At 47.7% G+C, this 17598-nt stretch carries 15 protein-coding genes; 11 read left to right on the forward strand and 4 right to left on the reverse strand.

Going from position 1 to position 17598, the window contains the following annotated elements:
- The first annotated feature begins 24 nt into the window (after positions 1–24).
- From dsbC to ACED36_RS16975, 6 genes are all read left to right on the forward strand, one after another.
- On the forward strand, positions 25–759 hold the full coding sequence (gene dsbC, locus ACED36_RS16950) for a bifunctional protein-disulfide isomerase/oxidoreductase DsbC (RefSeq protein ID WP_016961706.1): 735 nt from the start codon (positions 25–27) through the stop codon (positions 757–759).
- 172 nt (positions 760–931) lie between these two features.
- Complete coding sequence (gene recJ, locus ACED36_RS16955) at positions 932–2659, forward strand: single-stranded-DNA-specific exonuclease RecJ (protein WP_016961705.1); 1728 nt, start codon at positions 932–934, stop codon at positions 2657–2659.
- A gap of 206 nt (positions 2660–2865) precedes the next feature.
- A protein-coding gene (prfB, locus tag ACED36_RS16960) for a peptide chain release factor 2 (RefSeq protein ID WP_139128050.1) occupies positions 2866–3964 on the forward strand; the annotation gives its coding sequence in 2 pieces (ribosomal slippage) (positions 2866–2940 and positions 2942–3964; 1098 coding nt in all).
- Positions 3965–3990: 26 nt separating this feature from the next.
- Entirely contained in the window at positions 3991–5505 is a 1515-nt protein-coding gene (lysS, locus tag ACED36_RS16965; protein WP_017004578.1) for a lysine--tRNA ligase, read from the forward strand.
- A 205-nt stretch (positions 5506–5710) separates the two neighbouring features.
- Entirely contained in the window at positions 5711–7120 is a 1410-nt protein-coding gene (locus tag ACED36_RS16970) for an amidohydrolase (protein ID WP_017004579.1), read from the forward strand.
- 427 nt (positions 7121–7547) lie between these two features.
- Positions 7548–8882, forward strand: a complete 1335-nt coding sequence (locus ACED36_RS16975; protein ID WP_016961701.1) for a sigma-54 dependent transcriptional regulator — start codon at positions 7548–7550, stop codon at positions 8880–8882.
- A gap of 74 nt (positions 8883–8956) precedes the next feature.
- Here the strand turns inward: ACED36_RS16975 and ACED36_RS16980 are convergent, their stop codons facing one another.
- Positions 8957–9385 carry a PACE efflux transporter gene (locus ACED36_RS16980; RefSeq protein WP_026024017.1) on the reverse strand — a complete coding sequence of 143 codons (429 nt, stop codon included), beginning with the start codon at positions 9383–9385 and terminating at the stop codon, positions 8957–8959.
- Between the two features lie 597 nt (positions 9386–9982).
- Here ACED36_RS16980 and ACED36_RS16985 point away from each other — a divergent pair.
- Positions 9983–10234, forward strand: coding sequence for a hypothetical protein (locus ACED36_RS16985; protein ID WP_016961699.1), 252 nt, complete (start codon positions 9983–9985; stop codon positions 10232–10234).
- Between the two features lie 88 nt (positions 10235–10322).
- Here ACED36_RS16985 and ACED36_RS16990 read toward each other — a convergent pair whose 3' ends face one another.
- Positions 10323–10802 (reverse strand): glycine zipper 2TM domain-containing protein, encoded by a 480-nt coding sequence (locus ACED36_RS16990; protein ID WP_016961698.1) that lies wholly within the window; start codon positions 10800–10802, stop codon positions 10323–10325.
- A gap of 198 nt (positions 10803–11000) precedes the next feature.
- Entirely contained in the window at positions 11001–12035 is a 1035-nt protein-coding gene (locus ACED36_RS16995; RefSeq protein ID WP_017004581.1) for an NADP(H)-dependent aldo-keto reductase, read from the reverse strand.
- Between the two features lie 279 nt (positions 12036–12314).
- Here ACED36_RS16995 and ACED36_RS17000 point away from each other — a divergent pair, with 279 nt between their 5' ends.
- Positions 12315–12614, forward strand: a complete 300-nt coding sequence (locus ACED36_RS17000) for a DUF6482 family protein (RefSeq protein WP_016961695.1) — start codon at positions 12315–12317, stop codon at positions 12612–12614.
- Between the two features lie 45 nt (positions 12615–12659).
- On the opposite strand, the gene mutH is transcribed toward ACED36_RS17000, so the two are convergent.
- Entirely contained in the window at positions 12660–13340 is a 681-nt protein-coding gene (mutH, locus tag ACED36_RS17005) for a DNA mismatch repair endonuclease MutH (RefSeq protein WP_016961694.1), read from the reverse strand.
- A gap of 630 nt (positions 13341–13970) precedes the next feature.
- Between mutH and rppH the strand changes: the two genes are divergently transcribed.
- Genes rppH through ACED36_RS17020 form a run of 3 tightly spaced genes read left to right on the forward strand, consistent with a single transcriptional unit; the run spans position 13971 to position 17595 of the window.
- Positions 13971–14498 (forward strand): RNA pyrophosphohydrolase, encoded by a 528-nt coding sequence (gene rppH, locus ACED36_RS17010; RefSeq protein ID WP_026024019.1) that lies wholly within the window; start codon positions 13971–13973, stop codon positions 14496–14498.
- 21 nt (positions 14499–14519) lie between these two features.
- The gene (gene ptsP, locus ACED36_RS17015; protein WP_017004583.1) at positions 14520–16778 is read left to right on the forward strand and encodes a phosphoenolpyruvate--protein phosphotransferase; all 2259 of its coding nucleotides are present in this window, start codon (positions 14520–14522) and stop codon (positions 16776–16778) included.
- Positions 16779–16788: 10 nt separating this feature from the next.
- Positions 16789–17595, forward strand: coding sequence for a sulfite exporter TauE/SafE family protein (locus ACED36_RS17020; protein ID WP_016961690.1), 807 nt, complete (start codon positions 16789–16791; stop codon positions 17593–17595).
- Positions 17596–17598 lie beyond the last annotated feature (3 nt).

The following is a 17598-nucleotide window of genomic DNA, read 5'->3' on the forward strand; positions in this document are numbered from 1 at the left end:
GTAGATAAATGGGATAAAAACACGATGAATTTCAAACAACTGCTTGCGGGTGTCATGCTCTCTTCAGCCTTGTTTTCTTTTGGTGCTCAGGCAGTAGAAGGGGCGGATAAAGCTGCCATTTCTGATGTGTTAGCACAATATCGACTTAATATTGAAAGCATTGAAGCGTCGCCTGTTGAGGGGCTTTTTGAAGTGATCACGAATGGTGGTGTGGTTTACGCCAACAAAGACGGTTCTTACTTTATTTACGGTCAATTGTTCCACACCAACGAAAAAGAATCGATCAACCTCACCGAGATTGCTCAGGCTAAACGCAACAAAAAACTGTTTGATGCCGCAGGCGTTGAGAAAGAGTTGATCGTGTACCCAGCAAAAAATGAAAAGCATATCGTGAATGTATATACCGATACGACGTGCGGCTATTGCATGAAGCTGCACCGTGAGATGCAAGACTATAACGATCTCGGCATTACTGTTCGTTACTTGGCGTTTCCTCGTTCTGGTGAGCGTTCACCAAATATGGAACAAATGAGTGCGATTTGGTGTGCAGATGACAGAGCTGTCGCAATGAATGCAGCGAAAGCAGGCGATTTTAATAAAGAAACAGATGCATGTAATGATTTGGTTCGTCGTCACATGGCGCTCGGCACCTCGATGGGTGTGAGCGGCACGCCCGCGATTATGCTGCAAGATGGCACCATGCTATCAGGTTACTTGCCAGCACCTAAGTTGCTAGAAGTGCTTCAGCAAAAAGGCTAAACCTCCGTTTCCCCAAAAAGGCGCAGGCGACAGTCTGCGCCTTTTTGCGTTCTAAGCCCGAGTAAACTGCCCGTGAGGCTTTCGCTTTACCCCCATCTCGTTACAATGAGTTCCTCAATCCGCATTCTTACAGTCGTCGGTGTATACACCGCCACAGACAGGTCTTGTTCCCATGATTGAAATCAAACGTCGCCAATCCACACCTGATGCAGAATTTCCTGCCTCAATGCCACCTTTACTTCAACGTATTTACGCCAACCGCGGGATCACCAGTGAAGGCGAGCTAGAACGCAGCGCAAAAGGGCTTCACAGCTTCAGCGAATTGTATGGCATTGAGAAAGCCGTACAATTGCTGGCAGATGCGATGGCGCAAGGGCGACGCATTATTGTGGTGGGGGATTTTGATGCTGATGGTGCCACGAGTTCTGCACTATCAGTGACCGCGTTTCGTATGATGGGCTGTCACAACGTTGATTACTTGGTGCCGAACCGATTTGATGATGGATATGGCCTAAGCCCAGACGTGGTCGCGCAAGCGGCGGCAAAAGGCGCGGAACTTATCATGACCGTGGATAACGGTGTGTCATCGATTGAAGGCGTTGCCGCTGCAAAAGAACGTGGCATTCAGGTCGTCGTGACTGATCACCACTTGCCAGGCAATGTGTTGCCTGATGCCGATGCCATGGTGAACCCAAATCTTGATGAGTGTGGTTTTCCATCCAAATCGCTCGCGGGTGTTGGCGTGGCGTTTTATCTAATGCTCGCCCTTCGGGCGCACCTTCGTGAAACGGGCTGGTTTGTCGAGCGTCAAATGGCTGAGCCTAATTTGGCCGATCTGCTGGATTTGGTCGCGCTGGGTACGGTGGCGGATGTGGTCGCGCTGGACACCAATAACCGTATTTTGGTGCACCAAGGGCTAATGCGTATACGCGCAGGAAAATGCCGACCGGGTATTCAAGCGCTGATTGAAGTCGCCAATCGCAACATGGCAACGTTGGTGGCGAGCGATTTTGGTTTCGCGCTCGGCCCTCGCATTAACGCGGCAGGGCGTTTGGATGATATGTCTTTCGGTATTGAGCTTTTATTGAGTGAAAGTTTACCTGCTGCACGTCAAATGGCGAGCGAGTTGGATGCGCTGAACCAAAGCCGTAAAGACATTGAACAAGGCATGAAAGAAGAAGCCATGGCTATCTGTGAGCGATTGCAGTTTGGTGAAGATACTCGTCTACCGAGTGGCCTCGCGCTGTTCCAACGCGAGTGGCACCAAGGCGTGATTGGGATTGTCGCTTCGCGCATTAAAGACAAATTCCATCGCCCTGTGATTGCATTTGCCGCCGGTGATGAAGGTGAGGTAAAAGGTTCAGCTCGTTCTATCCAAGGCCTTCACATGCGCGATACCTTGGACTTAATTGATACGCAAAACCCAGGGTTGATTAAAAAATTCGGTGGGCACGCCATGGCGGCGGGCTTAACCATCGCAGAAGCAGACTACGAGCGCTTCTCACGTTTGTTTGATGAAGCGGTACAAAACATCATTAGCGAAGATCAGCTTAAAGGTGTGTTGTTATCTGATGGTGAACTGTTGCCAGAAGAAATCAGCATGGACGTAGCCGAAATACTGCGCGCAGGTGGCCCATGGGGACAAGGCTTCCCTGAGCCATTGTTTGACGGTACGTTCAAATTGCTGCATCAAAAGCTGGTGGGCGGAAAACACCTGAAAATGATGCTAGAACCTGCATTGGGCGGGCAAATGGTGGATGCTATCGCATTTAACGTTGATCTACGTCGCTGGCCTGACCCATCAGTTCAGAAGGTCGAGTTGGCTTATCGGCTTGATGTGAATGAGTTTCGCGGTAACCGAACTGTGCAGCTTATGGTAGAACATGTGGTGGCGGTGTAATAAAAAAGCGGCTCTAGGACGTAGGACGTGCAGCTCCTACGTTCCATTACCTGTGCTCTCTCTATGCTTTTTCGCGCATTGCTTTTGTTTCTTTCCTTCTTTTTATCTAAATATTCACCTTTGATCCTCATCACACTCTGTATATTCCGTCCGCAATTCTGTAGAATTCGGCGGTTAAAACTCATTCTGAACTTAGATAAGTGACCATGTTTGAAATCAATCCAATCAAAAACCGCCTAGCGGACATTGCCGAACGCGCAAATGTCCTTAGGGGGTATCTTTGACTATGACGCCAAGAAAGAACGTCTAGAAGAAGTTAATGCTGAACTTGAACAACCTGACGTCTGGGCTGAACCTGAGCGTGCTCAAACGCTAGGTCGAGAGCGTGCGTCGCTTGAGGCGGTGGTAGAAACCATCGATCAGCTAGACCAGGGTGGTGGGTACATCAACGATTTGCTGGAATTGGCCGTTGAAGAAAGCGACCAAGACACCTTCGATGAAATTGAACCTGAACTGAGCGACTTAGAAGCCAAGCTAGAAAAGCTTGAATTCCGTCGTATGTTTGCAGGCGACCATGATGGTGCTGATTGCTATATCGACCTGCAAGCAGGATCGGGCGGCACAGAAGCGCAAGATTGGACATCGATGCTATTGCGCATGTACTTGCGCTGGGCAGATTCGAAAGGCTTCAAATCTGAAGTGATTGAAGTGTCAGCAGGTGATGTGGCTGGATTGAAATCAGCGACGGTTCGCGTGAGCGGCGAATACGCTTACGGCTGGCTGCGCACTGAAACCGGTGTTCACCGTTTGGTGCGCAAATCCCCGTTTGACTCAGGCGGTCGTCGTCATACCTCGTTTGCTTCTGCGTTTATTTACCCAGAAGTTGATGACAACATTGAAATCGACATCAATCCTTCTGATCTACGTATTGACGTATACCGTGCTTCGGGCGCGGGCGGTCAGCACGTCAACACCACTGAATCTGCGGTACGTATTACGCACATACCAACGAATACCGTGGTGCAGTGCCAGAATGACCGTAGCCAGCACAAAAACAAAGATCAGGCGATGAAGCAGCTTCGCGCAAAACTGTTTGAGCTCGAAATGCACAAACAGAATGCAGAGAAGCAAGCCAACGAAGATTCGAAATCTGACATTGGGTGGGGCAGTCAAATCCGCTCATACGTGTTGGATGACGCGCGTATTAAAGATCTGCGTACCGGCATTGAAAACCGCAATACTCAAGCGGTGCTTGACGGTGATCTCGACAAATTTATTGAAGCCAGCCTGAAATCTGGTTTGTAATTTTTTAAGTTAATTAAAGGTTCACTATGACTGACCAATTACTAGACGAAAACAAGCTGATTGCGGAGCGTCGTGCCAAGCTGAACCACATTCGTCAAAACTGCAGCGCTAACGGCCACCCGAATGATTTTCGTCGTGAGCACAAAGCTGCAGACCTTCAGGCTGAATTCGGCGAAAAGAGCAAGGAAGAGCTAGAAACACTGGATCATAAAGTCAGCATCGCTGGCCGAGTGATGGCCAAACGTGGACCATTCCTAGCGATTCAAGACGTAAGCGGTCGCATTCAGGCGTACGCAGCAAAAGACGTTCAAAATGAACTAAAAGACAAATACCAAGGTCTGGATATCGGCGATATCATCGGTGTGAAAGGTGCCTTGCACAAATCAGGCAAGGGCGATCTGTACGTGAACATGGAAGAGTTCGAGCTGCTGACGAAAGCGCTGCGTCCTCTTCCTGAAAAGTTCCACGGCTTGACTGACCAAGAGACGCGTTACCGTCAGCGTTACGTTGACCTTATCGTGAACGAAGATTCACGTAATGCGTTTAAAGTACGTTCAAAGCTCATTTCAGCGATTCGCCGCTACATGGAGTCAAAAGACTTTATGGAAGTGGAAACGCCAATGATGCAAGTGATCCCTGGCGGTGCGTCTGCACGTCCATTCATCACTCACCACAACGCACTCGATCAGGAAATGTACCTGCGTATTGCGCCTGAGCTATACCTGAAGCGTTTGGTTGTGGGCGGTTTTGAGCGTGTGTTCGAAATCAACCGTAACTTCCGTAACGAAGGTTTGTCTCCGCGCCACAATCCAGAATTCACCATGATCGAATTCTACATGGCATACGCGGATTACAACGATCTGATAGATCTGACTGAAGACATGCTGCGCACGGTAGCCATCGAGGTGCTTGGTAATTCTGCCATGCCTTACGGCGAGCATACCGTTGAGTTCGGCGGTAAGTATGCGCGTATGACCATGCTAGAGGCGATCAAGCAATACAATCCTGAGCATGAAGCTATCCAAGCATTGGATGAAGAAGGTGTTCAGAATCGTGATCTGATGGTTTCTATTGCGACGTCATTGGAAATCTACGTTGAGAAGTTCTGGACATGTGGTCAGCTGCTTGAAGAAATCTTCGGTGAAACCGCAGAACCTAAGTTGATCCAGCCGACCTTTATCACTGGCTACCCAGCAGACATTTCTCCGCTGGCGCGTCGTAGCGATAGCAATCCATTCTTCACTGATCGTTTTGAGTTCTTCATCGGCGGTCGCGAAGTGGCAAATGGCTTCTCTGAGCTGAATGACGCTGAAGATCAAGATGCGCGCTTTAAAGCACAGGTTGACGCGAAAGAGTCGGGTGATGACGAAGCGATGTTCTACGACGCTGACTACATCACTGCATTGGAACACGGCTTGCCACCAACGGCGGGTCAAGGTATTGGTATTGACCGTTTGGCGATGCTGTTTACCAACACGCACACGATTCGTGACGTGATTTTGTTCCCTGCGATGCGTCCACAGAACCCCAACAAAGCGTAATTGCCTTGGTTGTGAGACGAATTTAAGACGTCTGTGAGACATCAAAACACCGGATTTATCCGGTGTTTTTTTATGCGCTAAATTCCATAAGCAATCGTTTGGCATAGCTCACACTTTTTGCGATCCAAATAACGTTTTTGTTCCGCTTTTGTCCCTCGCCCCCCATGATGCTCGCGTTTTCCCTTGCCGCTGAATGATGATGAAAATGATGCTTAAAAAAACGCTACTTTCTGCCAGTGTCGCGCTTGCGACCATGATGTCGACAACAGCCTTTGCCGCTGAAAATGTTGATTTGCTGATCACTGATGCGACTGTGCTGACAATGAATGCCGATAAAACGGTTTATCAGCAAGGTGTTGTTGCTGTGAAAGGGAATAAGATCGTTGCAGTCGGGGAGGCCTCTCTTGCCGATGACTACAAAGCGAAACGTGTATTAGATGTCGACGGTGACATCGTGATGCCCGGCCTAATCAATACTCATACCCATGCGTCGATGACCGTGTTTCGTTCGCTGGGTGACGATGTGCCTGATCGCTTGCACCGTTACATCTTCCCATTAGAGAAGAAGTTGGTGAGTCGCGACATGGTGCGTATTGGTGCGCAACTGGGTAATGTTGAAATGCTCAAAGGCGGCGTGACCACTTACGCAGACATGTACTACTTTGAAGATGAAGTGGCAAAAACCGTCGATCAAATCGGTATGCGTGCTGTGCTGGGTGAAACCGTGATTAAGTATCCGGTTGCTGATGCTGCGAATGCAGAAGAAGGGATCCAGTACGCGCTTAATTTTATTGAGCAATACAAAGATCACCCACGCATCACCCCTGCGTTTGCACCGCATGCACCCTATACCAACACCACGGAAGTGCTGCAGAAAATCACCAAGCTATCGCTAGAGCATGATGTGCCTGTGATGATCCATCTTGCTGAATCAGACCGTGAAAATGAAGTGATTGCGGAGCGCAGTGGTGGTAAATCGCCAGTTGCCTATATGGCAGACATTGGTGCATTAACGCCAAACTTGGTCGGTGCTCACGTGATCAATGTGGACGACGCTGATATTGCATTGCTGCAAAAATATGATGTGGGTATTGCGCACAATATGAGTGCCAACATCAAATCTGCCAAAGGCGTGTCTCCGGCATTGAAGATGTTTGATGATGGTCTTCGTATTGGGTTAGGAACCGACGGGCCAATGTCTGGCAATACTTTGAGTACGATCGATGAATTCAATCAGGTTGCAAAGGTCCATAAGTTGGTGAACCAAGACCGCGCTGCTATGCCGCCCGTTAAGGTGATTGAAATGGCGACCATTGGCGCGGCACGAGCGCTACATATGGAAGATACGATCGGTTCGCTGGAGATAGGCAAGTTAGCGGATATCATCGTCATTGATACTCAAGCACCAAATATGGTGCCAATGTACAACCCTTACTCCGCATTGGTGTATTCGGCCTATGCGACAAATGTAAAACACGCCATTGTCGATGGTAAGGTTTTAATGCAGAACCGAGACATACTGACCGTAGACGAAGATTCCGTTCGTGAAGAAGCGTTGCTGTTTGCAGACAAAGTGCGTGAAACTGTCATTGCGAGCGGCGAAGAGGTGCGCTAGCACTTTAACTCTTTACTCCCCTGCCTTAACTAAAAGACCGTGTCTCATCGGGGCACGGTTTTGATTTTCCACTGATTCTCTATCAATAGATACCCTCACGAAAGCGGGTCATCGTCTATGATTTAAGAAAAATAAAAGAGAAAATATTTTTTCTTATAAATGAGATCATCAAAAAATCCCATGTTCAATATGTAGTCGCCATTGTTCAGTGCAATCAATTAACCTGATGAATTTAAAAAGGTTAGTTGTCGATTTTTGATGTCTGTTTGTCAGGGTTAGCGATAGCTGAAATGTCTATTTTAGGATGCTAGCTGAATTGAGAGCTAGGTTGTATCTATACTGAGACAGACTAAGTTGTCTTACAAAATATAATGAACTCACAACATTTTGAACACATGTCGTTAATGGATGACTAAAGGCAGGCGTTATGGGTATGCAATTCAGATCTGAGGCAGTTCCAAGTTCTCTCGTTGTCGTGGGGGGAACCTACGAACCATGGTTAGCAACGTTGGAGCAAGCGGGTTGGCGTTGCCACCGTTGTTATGACCTTAGAGCTGCTCAATCTCTTCTACAAGATATCGGTCCTTGTATCGGTATTGTTGATATCAGTCACGATGACTTTAGTCTCAATGGTGTGGCGTCTCTCGTCAACCGTAATAAGCAAGTGCGTTGGCTGGCGCTTATCCGCGAAGATCAACTCAACAATGATGCAATTTGTCAGTTCATTGTGAGCTTCTGCATCGACTACTTCACGTCTCCTATTCCAGATAGCCAGTTGATGAGCACCATTGGCCACCAGTTGGGTATGTTGAAACTGGAGCGCCATGTATGGCCGCAGTTGGGCGATCACAGTGACATGGGCTTGCTTGGCAAAACCTCAGTAATGAAGAAGCTGCGTGACCAAGTGCGTCGTGTTGCGCCGACCGATGTCTCCGTGCTTATTCATGGGGAAAGCGGTACCGGTAAAGAGTTAGTGGGTATGGCAATTCATAATGCCTCTACCCGCGCGAAAGGCCCGTTTGTTTCAGTCAAATGCAGTGCATTGCCAGAAAAGCTGATCTCATCAGAGCTATTTGGTGATGGTACGAGCGAAGGGAAGGTACAGCAAGCGCACCAGGGAACGTTGTTCCTTGATGAAATTGGCGACCTACCGCTTAACCTTCAGGCAAACTTACTTCACTTGCTGCAAGACGGCACGGTGGAATCCCATGATGACAAATACGCGAAAGAAATCGATGTTCGTGTGATTGCGGCAACACATATGGATTTGGAAAAAGCGGTTGCTGAAGGTCTATTCCGTGAAGACTTATTCTACCGTCTAAACGTATTGCGCATCTCTGTGCCTTCCTTGAAAGAACGCAGTGCTGATATTCCAGACCTTGCTGAACACTTCCTGCTGAAATTTGCTCGCCAGTACAACACACAGGCACGCACTTTCTCAGAAGAGGGCAATAAGATCCTGACCAACTACAGCTGGCCAGGTAACGTACGTGAACTGATTAATCAGGTAAAACGTGCGGTGTTGCTGGCAGATAATCTGGTGATTGAAGCAGAGCACTTGGATCTTCCACGTCAGGGGGATTACAAGCAAAGCCTGCGCAAAATCCGTGAAGAGTCTGAACGTGATGCCTTGCTGGCCGTGCTGGAAAGCAACAATGGTCAAGTGTCTGCAGCAGCTAAAGAGCTGGGAGTATCGCGCGCGACCATGTATCGCCTGCTGAACAAACATAGCTTGATCCCTGCGCCTCGTAGCTTTCGCTAATTAGCCCATGTTTCAACCGCAATAAAAAAACCGCCCTAGGCGGTTTTTTTTATTGTTCAGTATAGGGCTCGCTGTTAGTGATTTGTCAGTTCTTCTGTTTGCACCGGGAACAACTTGTCATAAGCGAGGTTGAACACGTAAGCGTAAACCAGATAGAAAGCCACAAGGCCGATATCCATGACAAATGCCTGCCACAAGCCAATGTTTAGCCACCAAGCCATTGCAGGAAGCGTTATCCACAGCAAACCCAACTCAAATAGTACGGCATGTAAGATACGCTGTTTTTGTGTTTTCTTGGTTGTTCCTGTCCGCTTCATCATCGCTTTGTCAAACCACACGTTGTAGATGTAGTTCCATCCTGTCGCGATGACTGAAAACGCAATGCCCATCACACCTGTGTGGGCGGCATCAAAACCAAATTGGGACAGGATGCTGACGATGAGAATCAAGCCAATCACTTCAAATGCGATGGCATGTCGAATACGGTCTGTCATTGTTCTCATTGAGCGTTCCTCCTAAAAGATGGTGTCATAATATCCAATTAATAGATTGATAAAAGTTAAAACCTATCCGATATTCGGATTGATGAGAGGGGGAGTATAATGAGTAAGACATTGAAATGAGCGATTCAATCATCGACGTATGTTTTCGAAGTAAAAAGCGAATAAAAACGATGCAGACAGCTAATGATAGTGAATAAATCTCGAACAGTGAAATGTACCAATTATTAGGCAAAATAAAGTGAATGGCATGGTGAAAGTTTGTACAGAATGTTGAATGGAGACAATGACTTCAAATTGATCGTTATATGAAATAACTTGTTGATATATTGATCTCTGTCATTAATATTAACAGTGAATTTACAAACGCGGTTATCACTCAGGTTAACGAATTTAAGGAGGCAACGAATGAAAAATCATACTTTTACAACCGTTATGACCTGCGCCTCCAATTTGTGCGCAGATATGCGAAAACCTGTACAGTAATTCCGCACCCCTCGAAAGTGGGCCGCGGATATTTCTGCGGCCAAATGTGAAAGCAACAACTCTCATTTCCCCGCAGATTATCCAAGGCCTCCTAAACACAATATGGAGTCCACAATGAACCAATCACTTTACCTTCGTCTAGCCGTTATGTTCGTTCGTTTAGATATTAAGCATGAAGAAGCACAATGGCGAAAAGCACATCGACGTATCCGCTACGTTGGAGATCCTATGTCTGAGCATTTAATGCGTGACATCGGTTTCGAGAAAGATGGCTTTTCCATTGGTCACACTGTCGCGCCTCAGTTTAAAGCACAACGCGAAGTGGCACGTATGCGTCGCCGGTTGAGGTTGAACCCTACCACGTAGCAAAAGGGAGCCTTCTTTGCTGGGAAGGCTCCCTATCCTTTTTAGTCTGTGATGAATGACACTGAGTCGCAGCCAGTCATATATATAGCTAGCGCGGAACCACCCGCGCTGTATCGCCATCCACATTGACCTGCACTTGCTGACCATCTTGGAAAATCATATCTGGGTTGACCGCCTGAACGATCGAAATGATCTTTCCACTGTCATCGAGTTTAATCGTGAGGTTCACCCCGTTACTTTCCCCAGCTTTTGCAGCAGCTTCACTGCCGGCATAACCGCCAAGCAACCCCCCACCAATCGCTGCGATTTCAGAGCCTGTGCCGCCTCCAACTTTGGAGCCTAGTATTCCACCAATGGCTGCCCCTGCGATGGTGCCAATGAGATTGGTTTGACTAGAGCTGTCGAGAGTCACTGGCTCTGCCTTAATCACCGTGCCGTAATACACGTCTTGAATGGTACGTGTATCTGTTGTGCCGTAGGAATCGCCGTAGGGGTTTGGAGATGTGCAACCTGCTGTTCCTAGTGCCAATATGGAAATACAAAATACACCGATATGATTTGCTTTCATGCCTTGTCCACCCTGTGTGAAGTCGGCATCAATTATAGTGTTCGACGGCTGAGTCTATGTGCGTGTGACGAAAGAAAAAGCGCCAATTGGCGCTTTTCTTATCTTAAAGACAAACCAGTTATGCCTCGTCTTGTGCTCATTAGCACCACGCGACTCAGTGCTGAATGACTCAGCCAAGCAGTCGCTTGCTGATGCGAACTAAGGGCAAGGGTTTGAGTATTTCGCGCTCACTTCATCGATGCGAATTAACAGCTCTTCTGGCAATTGAATATCGATAGATTCGATATTGGTTTTTAACTGGTCGAGTGTCGTCGCACCAATGATGTTACTGGCAACGAAAGAACGACTGTTCACAAACGCTAATGCCATTTGCGCGGGGTCGAGCGAAAACTCGTTGGCGAGGTCAACGTAGGCTTTTGTTGCGGCTTGTCCTTGCTCTGTGAAATAACGTGCAAACCGTTCCCATCGGGTACAACGAGCCCCTTCTGGACGAGCGCCATTCAGATACTTACCCGTGAGTACACCAAACGCCAGTGGCGAATAAGCCAGCAACTCAACACCTTCTTGATGGCTGATTTCTGACAGGCCCACTTCAAAGCTGCGGTTGAGCAAGTTGTAAGGGTTTTGGATTGAAACAATGCGAGTTAGGCTGTGTTTTTCCGCCAATCGCAGATAGCTCATGACACCCCAAGGCGTTTCATTCGATACACCGATATAGCGAATTTTTCCTTCACGCACCAGTTCCGATAGCGCATCTAGCGTATCGAGCAAACTGACACCTGAGTTTTCATCTTGATGTGTATAGTTAAGTTGGCCGAAGCTATTCACATGGCGTTGTGGCCAGTGAACTTGATACAAGTCGATGTAGTCAGTTTGTAGGCGAGCAAGACTGTCATCAACCGCCTGACGTACATTGCGGCGATCGAGCGACATGTTATCGCGAATGTAAGGAACACCACGTGGCCCCGCCACTTTGGTTGCAATGACCACTTTGTCGCGCTTACCTGATTTTTGCAGCCAGCTACCGATGTATTTCTCTGTTAACCCTTGAGTCTCTTGGGTGGGGGGAACGGCATACATTTCGGCCGTATCAATAAAGTTCACACCAAGATCCAATGCTAACGACAGTTGTTCATGGGCATCAGCTTCTGAGTTTTGTTGACCAAACGTCATGGTACCGAGGCATATTTTACTGACGTCTAAGCTGGTATGAGGAAGAGTATGAAATTGCATCCGTTCTCCTTGGATTTCGCTTATCGCCCAATGAGGTTGATTTGGCTCATTGTCGAGAGAAGAGGTTTGAACTTCCATCTTAGGAGATTCTGCCTCAGGTACAAGCTTCAAAAACAGTGAAAGCTTGTACGACTTCAACTCGTTGAGTAAAAGACAGTCAGCAAGATGCACCAAGAGTGAAAATCACACAGCATAAACAGAAATTTCATCAAGATAATCTGTCAGTCAGCCCCATTTTTATACTAGGATTAACATTTGGTTAACAATGCGGGAGGCGAGATGAAATTAAAGCAATTGAAAAATTGGATACAGGCTCACCCTGACAATGTGCCGCATTGCTATGTGGTGGCACATGCTGGCGGGGCACAACATATTGTGGAAGTGGAAGTTAGGCATCAACTAGAACCTTTGAGAGATGATAAAACCGATGAAGTGATGCACTTTGACAACATGGAGCAAGTCAGTGCCAAGCTGAAAAAGCTCGGTATTAGAAAGGTAACGATGCGCTTACTTGACCCCTATGATGAATTTGGTCCTGCCGATGCCTCGTGCAAAGAAGACATGGAGATCTCGCTCTAGCGGGTCAACGAACACGCCAACTGCAATAGACTCTGTATCTTTCGGTTACTCGCTATCTGATAATAAGAAATGTCGGGCGAGTATCCTTGCGGTGAATTGGGTTCGTAAATAAAAGCCTCTAGGTAACGTTTTGATAGGTTGACCATTTGCCCCGTAAGCTTCTGTCTTCACTTTGCTGTTAGCCGCTTTCGGGCGTAGCTGCATAAATTCACCGTGTTTTGCTGAAATCTCGTGGATCTTGCCTAGCACAATAAACTCCATTAATTCTTCCCAATCTGCCTTAAGTTGTTTCTCTTCCTCTTGTGATGGTTGCCAGATAAGCGGCATTCCAACGCGGCGTTCTGACACCGGGATTTCGCGTTCGCCTTCAACAGGCACCCACAACACTTTGGACAACTTATTGCGGATGTGGCTACTTTCCCATGTCAGTCCATGAACACCAGTTAGCGGCGCAACGCATACAAAGGTGGTTTCTAGCGGTTTACCACTGTGGCTAATGGGGATCGATTTCAGCTCAATACCAAGATCCTGAAAATCTTGCTCTGGCTTGCTCCCAGCTGTCGCACCCAGACAGTTTTCCAACAACATACCGACCCAGCCTTTTTCACGACGAAGATCGGCAGGACAAGCAATGTCTCGTTGCGAAGCAAGCTCGCCAAGGGTAAATCCTGCCAGAGCATAAGCACGATCGAGCAATTCTTGTTCGGTTGTTGGCGCGGGGATCATGGGGCTATCCATTCAATGTTAATCGTCAGAACGCTATCAGCCAAACACTGAAAACACCAGTGTTTGTATGGGACTGACAATGGGATCACTCAGTAATGAGTATTTTCCAATGTTATCCACAAGGATCAAGCGATAATCATGACTCCCTAGTGTCATGGATGCATATACAGTGCTTTTAATGTGTTGATTATAGAGCGATCGTCCATTATTGATGAGGAAGTGTACGAATGGTGTGGGTAACTCTCATTTTGGTGGATCTTTGAGCACTTTAAGATCTTATTGATTCTCCAAGGAGGAAATAGAATGTGGTTTGTTTTTTTTCTCATTCAAAGCATTGATATTAAATGGTTTATTTTTGGTTTCTCAAATGGGCGTAAAATCATGTATGGCCATCACATCATGCTTTATTACAGTTTAAACGGTGTTCTTCACAAATCTATCCACAGAAAGCGTGAATAAATGTGCGCTTGGTCTCATCAAGTTGTTTATAACTTATGGTGAGGGCTTGTTTTATCCCTAAAGGCGGTTGAACTCCCCAAAAAATGCGTTTCATTCACAATGTTTGTTTACCACTGTGTACATAGTGTGAAAAAATCACTGTTAATAGAGATTTATATTTGAGGTCGTCCAGTGATAGATGGCGATGGTTACCGTCCTAATGTAGGGATAGTAATATGCAACAGCCACGGTCAGGTTCTCTGGGCTCGTCGATATGGACAACATTCCTGGCAATTCCCCCAAGGTGGTATTGATGACGGTGAAACGCCGGAACAAGCCATGTACCGAGAGTTATACGAGGAAGTAGGGCTCTCGAAAAAAGACGTAAAGATCCTGGCGACAAGTCGCCATTGGTTGCGATACAAGTTGCCAAAACGTCTGGTTCGTTGGGATTCAAAACCAGTGTGTATTGGGCAAAAGCAAAAATGGTTTTTGCTCAAGCTGGAATGTGACGAGTCAAAAGTGAACATGCAACGGAGTGGTACGCCAGAATTTGATGGTTGGCGTTGGGTCAGCTACTGGTATCCGGTCAGGCAGGTGGTGTCGTTTAAACGCGATGTTTACCGACGCGCAATGAAAGAGTTTGCAGCGATTGCGATGCCTTTTCGTGAGCGAAAAGTGAAGCGCAGTAAAGGTAAACGAGGCTCAGCTAAAAACTAAAGGAAGGCTTAGAGGGCGCCGATGCTGACGAAACTGCGAGATATCGTTAATAACGTGGCGTCATCCAGTGACGTTAAGCAAGCGCTCAATACTTTAGTGAGTGAGACCTGCTCTGCGATGGATACAGAGTGTTGCTCTGTTTACATCGCCGATCACGATCGCCAAGTCTATGAATTGATGGCCACCCAAGGCCTCAATGCGAAATCGCGTCGTGTGGCGCTGTCTTTCAACGAAGGTCTCATCGGCCTTGTTGGCCGTCGAGCAGAACCCATCAATCTTGCCTTTGCCAGTGGGCATGTCGACTTTAAACATTTCCCTGATATCGGTGAAGACGTTTTTAATGCGTTTCTTGGCACCCCAATCATTTATCGTCGTCAGGTTCTCGGTGTGCTGGTTGTGCAGCAACGAGATTCCCGTCAGTTCAACGAAAGCGAAGAGTCTTTTCTTGTAACCTTAGCTGCGCAGTTGGCTGTGGTGTTTGCCCATGCTAAAGCGCAAGGCTTGTGGCCGAGCGATGTCAAAGGCTCTTTGCTATTGGAAGGTGCCGCAGCGTCTCCCGGTGTCGCAATTGCAAAAGCGTGGTGTGATGTTTCCCAGCCTCGCCTCGATCTTGTTTCTCCTGCTTCTTGTCTGGATAACCAAAAAGAGCGTGATCGCTTAGAGGGTGCGTTAAGTGCTGCGATTTCTGATTTCCGTCGCCTGAGAAAGCGTTTTGACAATGAGTTGAATCAAGACACGCTGGCGATCTTCGATCTTTTTATCCATTTACTGAACGATCCTGTGCTTCGCAAAGCCATGAACGAGCACATTCAGCAGGGCGATCTCGCGGAGTGGGCTGTTAAGCAAACGATTGATTCTTTTGCTGAACGTTTCCAAAACATGTCCGATCCCTATCTTCGTGATCGTGCTAATGACGTAAAAGAGCTTGGTCAGCGTTTGTTGTATTTCCTCGAGAATCAGGAAACCAAGCAGTGGAACCTTGATGAGCCCGTCATTTTGTTTGCCCGAGAGCTGACCGCGGCGATGTTGGCTGCCATTCCACGAGACTGCTTGGCAGGTGTGGTGGCAGAAGAGGGCGCGGTGAATGCGCATGCTGCAATTTTAGCGCGAGCATTAGGTATTCCTGCCGTGATGGGGGTGGAATTTAACCCACAAATCATTCACCAGAAAAAAGTGGTGCTGGATGGCTTTAAAGGTCGCGTGCTGGTTGAGCCCTCTGCGCACATTCTTAAAGAGTACAAGCGCCTTCGCGATGAAGAACTGGAGCTGCAACAAGAGGTGGACAGTGCGTTTACTCGGCGCACAGAAACTGCAGATGGCGTGAGGGTGGAGATCCACCTCAATGCGGGGCTCAGTGCCGATACGAGTATTGCGATTAACCGTGGTGTTGACGGCGTGGGTTTATACCGAACGGAAGTGCCGTTCTTGATGCAACGCAGCTTTCCTTCAGAAGAGGATCAGGTAAAGCAGTACCAGTCGATACTGGATTGCTACCCAAAGCAATCTGTCGTGATGCGAACACTCGACATTGGCGGAGACAAGCCGCTTCCTTATCTGAAAATCGAAGAAGACAATCCGTTTTTGGGTTGGCGAGGCATTCGTTTCACGCTCGATCACCCCGATATCTTCCTTATTCAAGTCAGAGCCATGCTGCGTGCCAGTATTGGGCGAGACAATCTCGCTATTCTTCTGCCGATGATTTCAGGGCTTTCGGAGCTACTAGAAGCAAAAACGCTGGTGAATCGGGCATTTAATGAAGTGTCTGAAATAGCCGTGTCACAAGGGAAGAAACTCAACAAGCCGCGTCTTGGTATTATGGTTGAAGTGCCATCGGTGCTTTACCAGTTTGATGCAATTGCTCCGCATATCGATTTTCTGTCTGTCGGTACCAATGATTTGACTCAGTATCTGTTAGCTGTAGATCGAAACAATGCCCGTGTGGCGGACGTCTATGATACATTTCATCCTTCAGTGCTGGCTGTGCTTCACCAGATCTTGATGAGCAGCCAACGATTGAAGTTACCTGTGAGCGTGTGTGGTGAATTCGCAGGTGATCCCATAGGCGCTGCATTGCTGGTGGGTATGGGTTATCGACAGCTCAGTATGAATACGCGTAGCGTTGCCAAGATCAAATATGTACTTCGTCATATCCCGTCAGAGGCGTTGCAGAAACATGTTCTCGCGATGCAGCAGTTGTCTTTAACTGGCGAGATACGAAAAGCCTCAGAAGACTTTTTAGAACGTTATAGCTTGGGTGGCCTCATCCGAGTCGGCAAATAGGAACATTTTCATGGTTGATGCCACCTTGTGGCTGTTCGGGGCATGCCTTGTACTCGGCAGCTGCGTCGGTTTGCTAGCAGGTTTGCTTGGCATTGGTGGTGGCTTGATCGTTGTGCCTGCGCTATCGGTACTTTTGCCGTGGGCGGGCATCACACCTTCATTGGTTATGCCAATGGCACTTGCCACATCGCTGGCCAGCATTGTTATTACTTCTTCTTCTTCCGCTTATACCCATTACCGTTTAGGCAATGTACTGCCTGCTGTTGTGCGAAGCCTGTTGCCCGGCGTATTGCTTGGCGGTTTATTGGGTAGCGCGATCGCCGATCGATTACCTGCGGAATACCTGCCTCGTGTGTTTGGCGTTATTGTGCTTTTGTTGGCGCTTCAAATGGCGCTGTCATTACGCGTTAAGCCCGCTAAGCCGTTCCCTTCGCCTGTAAGAAATGTGTTCAGTGGCGGTCTGATAGGCATGATTGCTAGCCTTGCGGGTATTGGAGGTGGGTCGCTGACTGTGCCTTACCTCAATTACTATGGCGTTGAAATGCGCCAAGCGATCGGCAGTGCCTCTTTATGTGGTGTTTTTCTCGCGCTAGCAGGTATGGCGGGTTTTATCTTTTTTGGGCTGACACAAACTGAAACCTTACCAAGGTTCAGCGTGGGATATGTTTACTTACCTGCGTTGATTGGTATTGTAGTCACCTCTGTTTTTACAACGCGATATGGAGCGAGGCTGACTTCACGGTTGCCGACGCCAATCATTAAACGTGTTTTTGCCGTGTTCTTGCTCTTGGTTGGGGCAAGTATGTTTTTAAGCTAAGGA

The organism is Enterovibrio sp. FF113, assembly GCF_041439165.1.
Lineage (GTDB): Bacteria > Pseudomonadota > Gammaproteobacteria > Enterobacterales > Vibrionaceae > Enterovibrio > Enterovibrio norvegicus_A.

Coding starts and splice junctions, on each gene's coding strand:
- ACED36_RS16970 (WP_017004579.1), top strand. CDS start 5,711: ATGATGCTTAAAAAAACGCTACTTTCTGCCAGTGTCGCGCTTGCGACC.
- recJ (WP_016961705.1), top strand. CDS start 932: ATGATTGAAATCAAACGTCGCCAATCCACACCTGATGCAGAATTTCCT.
- ACED36_RS17000 (WP_016961695.1), top strand. CDS start 12,315: ATGAAATTAAAGCAATTGAAAAATTGGATACAGGCTCACCCTGACAAT.
- ACED36_RS16985 (WP_016961699.1), top strand. CDS start 9,983: ATGAACCAATCACTTTACCTTCGTCTAGCCGTTATGTTCGTTCGTTTA.
- ACED36_RS17020 (WP_016961690.1), top strand. CDS start 16,789: ATGGTTGATGCCACCTTGTGGCTGTTCGGGGCATGCCTTGTACTCGGC.
- ptsP (WP_017004583.1), top strand. CDS start 14,520: ATGCTGACGAAACTGCGAGATATCGTTAATAACGTGGCGTCATCCAGT.
- ACED36_RS16975 (WP_016961701.1), top strand. CDS start 7,548: ATGGGTATGCAATTCAGATCTGAGGCAGTTCCAAGTTCTCTCGTTGTC.
- ACED36_RS16995 (WP_017004581.1), bottom strand. CDS start 12,035: ATGCAATTTCATACTCTTCCTCATACCAGCTTAGACGTCAGTAAAATA.
- ACED36_RS16980 (WP_026024017.1), bottom strand. CDS start 9,385: ATGAGAACAATGACAGACCGTATTCGACATGCCATCGCATTTGAAGTG.
- dsbC (WP_016961706.1), top strand. CDS start 25: ATGAATTTCAAACAACTGCTTGCGGGTGTCATGCTCTCTTCAGCCTTG.
- lysS (WP_017004578.1), top strand. CDS start 3,991: ATGACTGACCAATTACTAGACGAAAACAAGCTGATTGCGGAGCGTCGT.
- mutH (WP_016961694.1), bottom strand. CDS start 13,340: ATGATCCCCGCGCCAACAACCGAACAAGAATTGCTCGATCGTGCTTAT.
- ACED36_RS16990 (WP_016961698.1), bottom strand. CDS start 10,802: ATGAAAGCAAATCATATCGGTGTATTTTGTATTTCCATATTGGCACTA.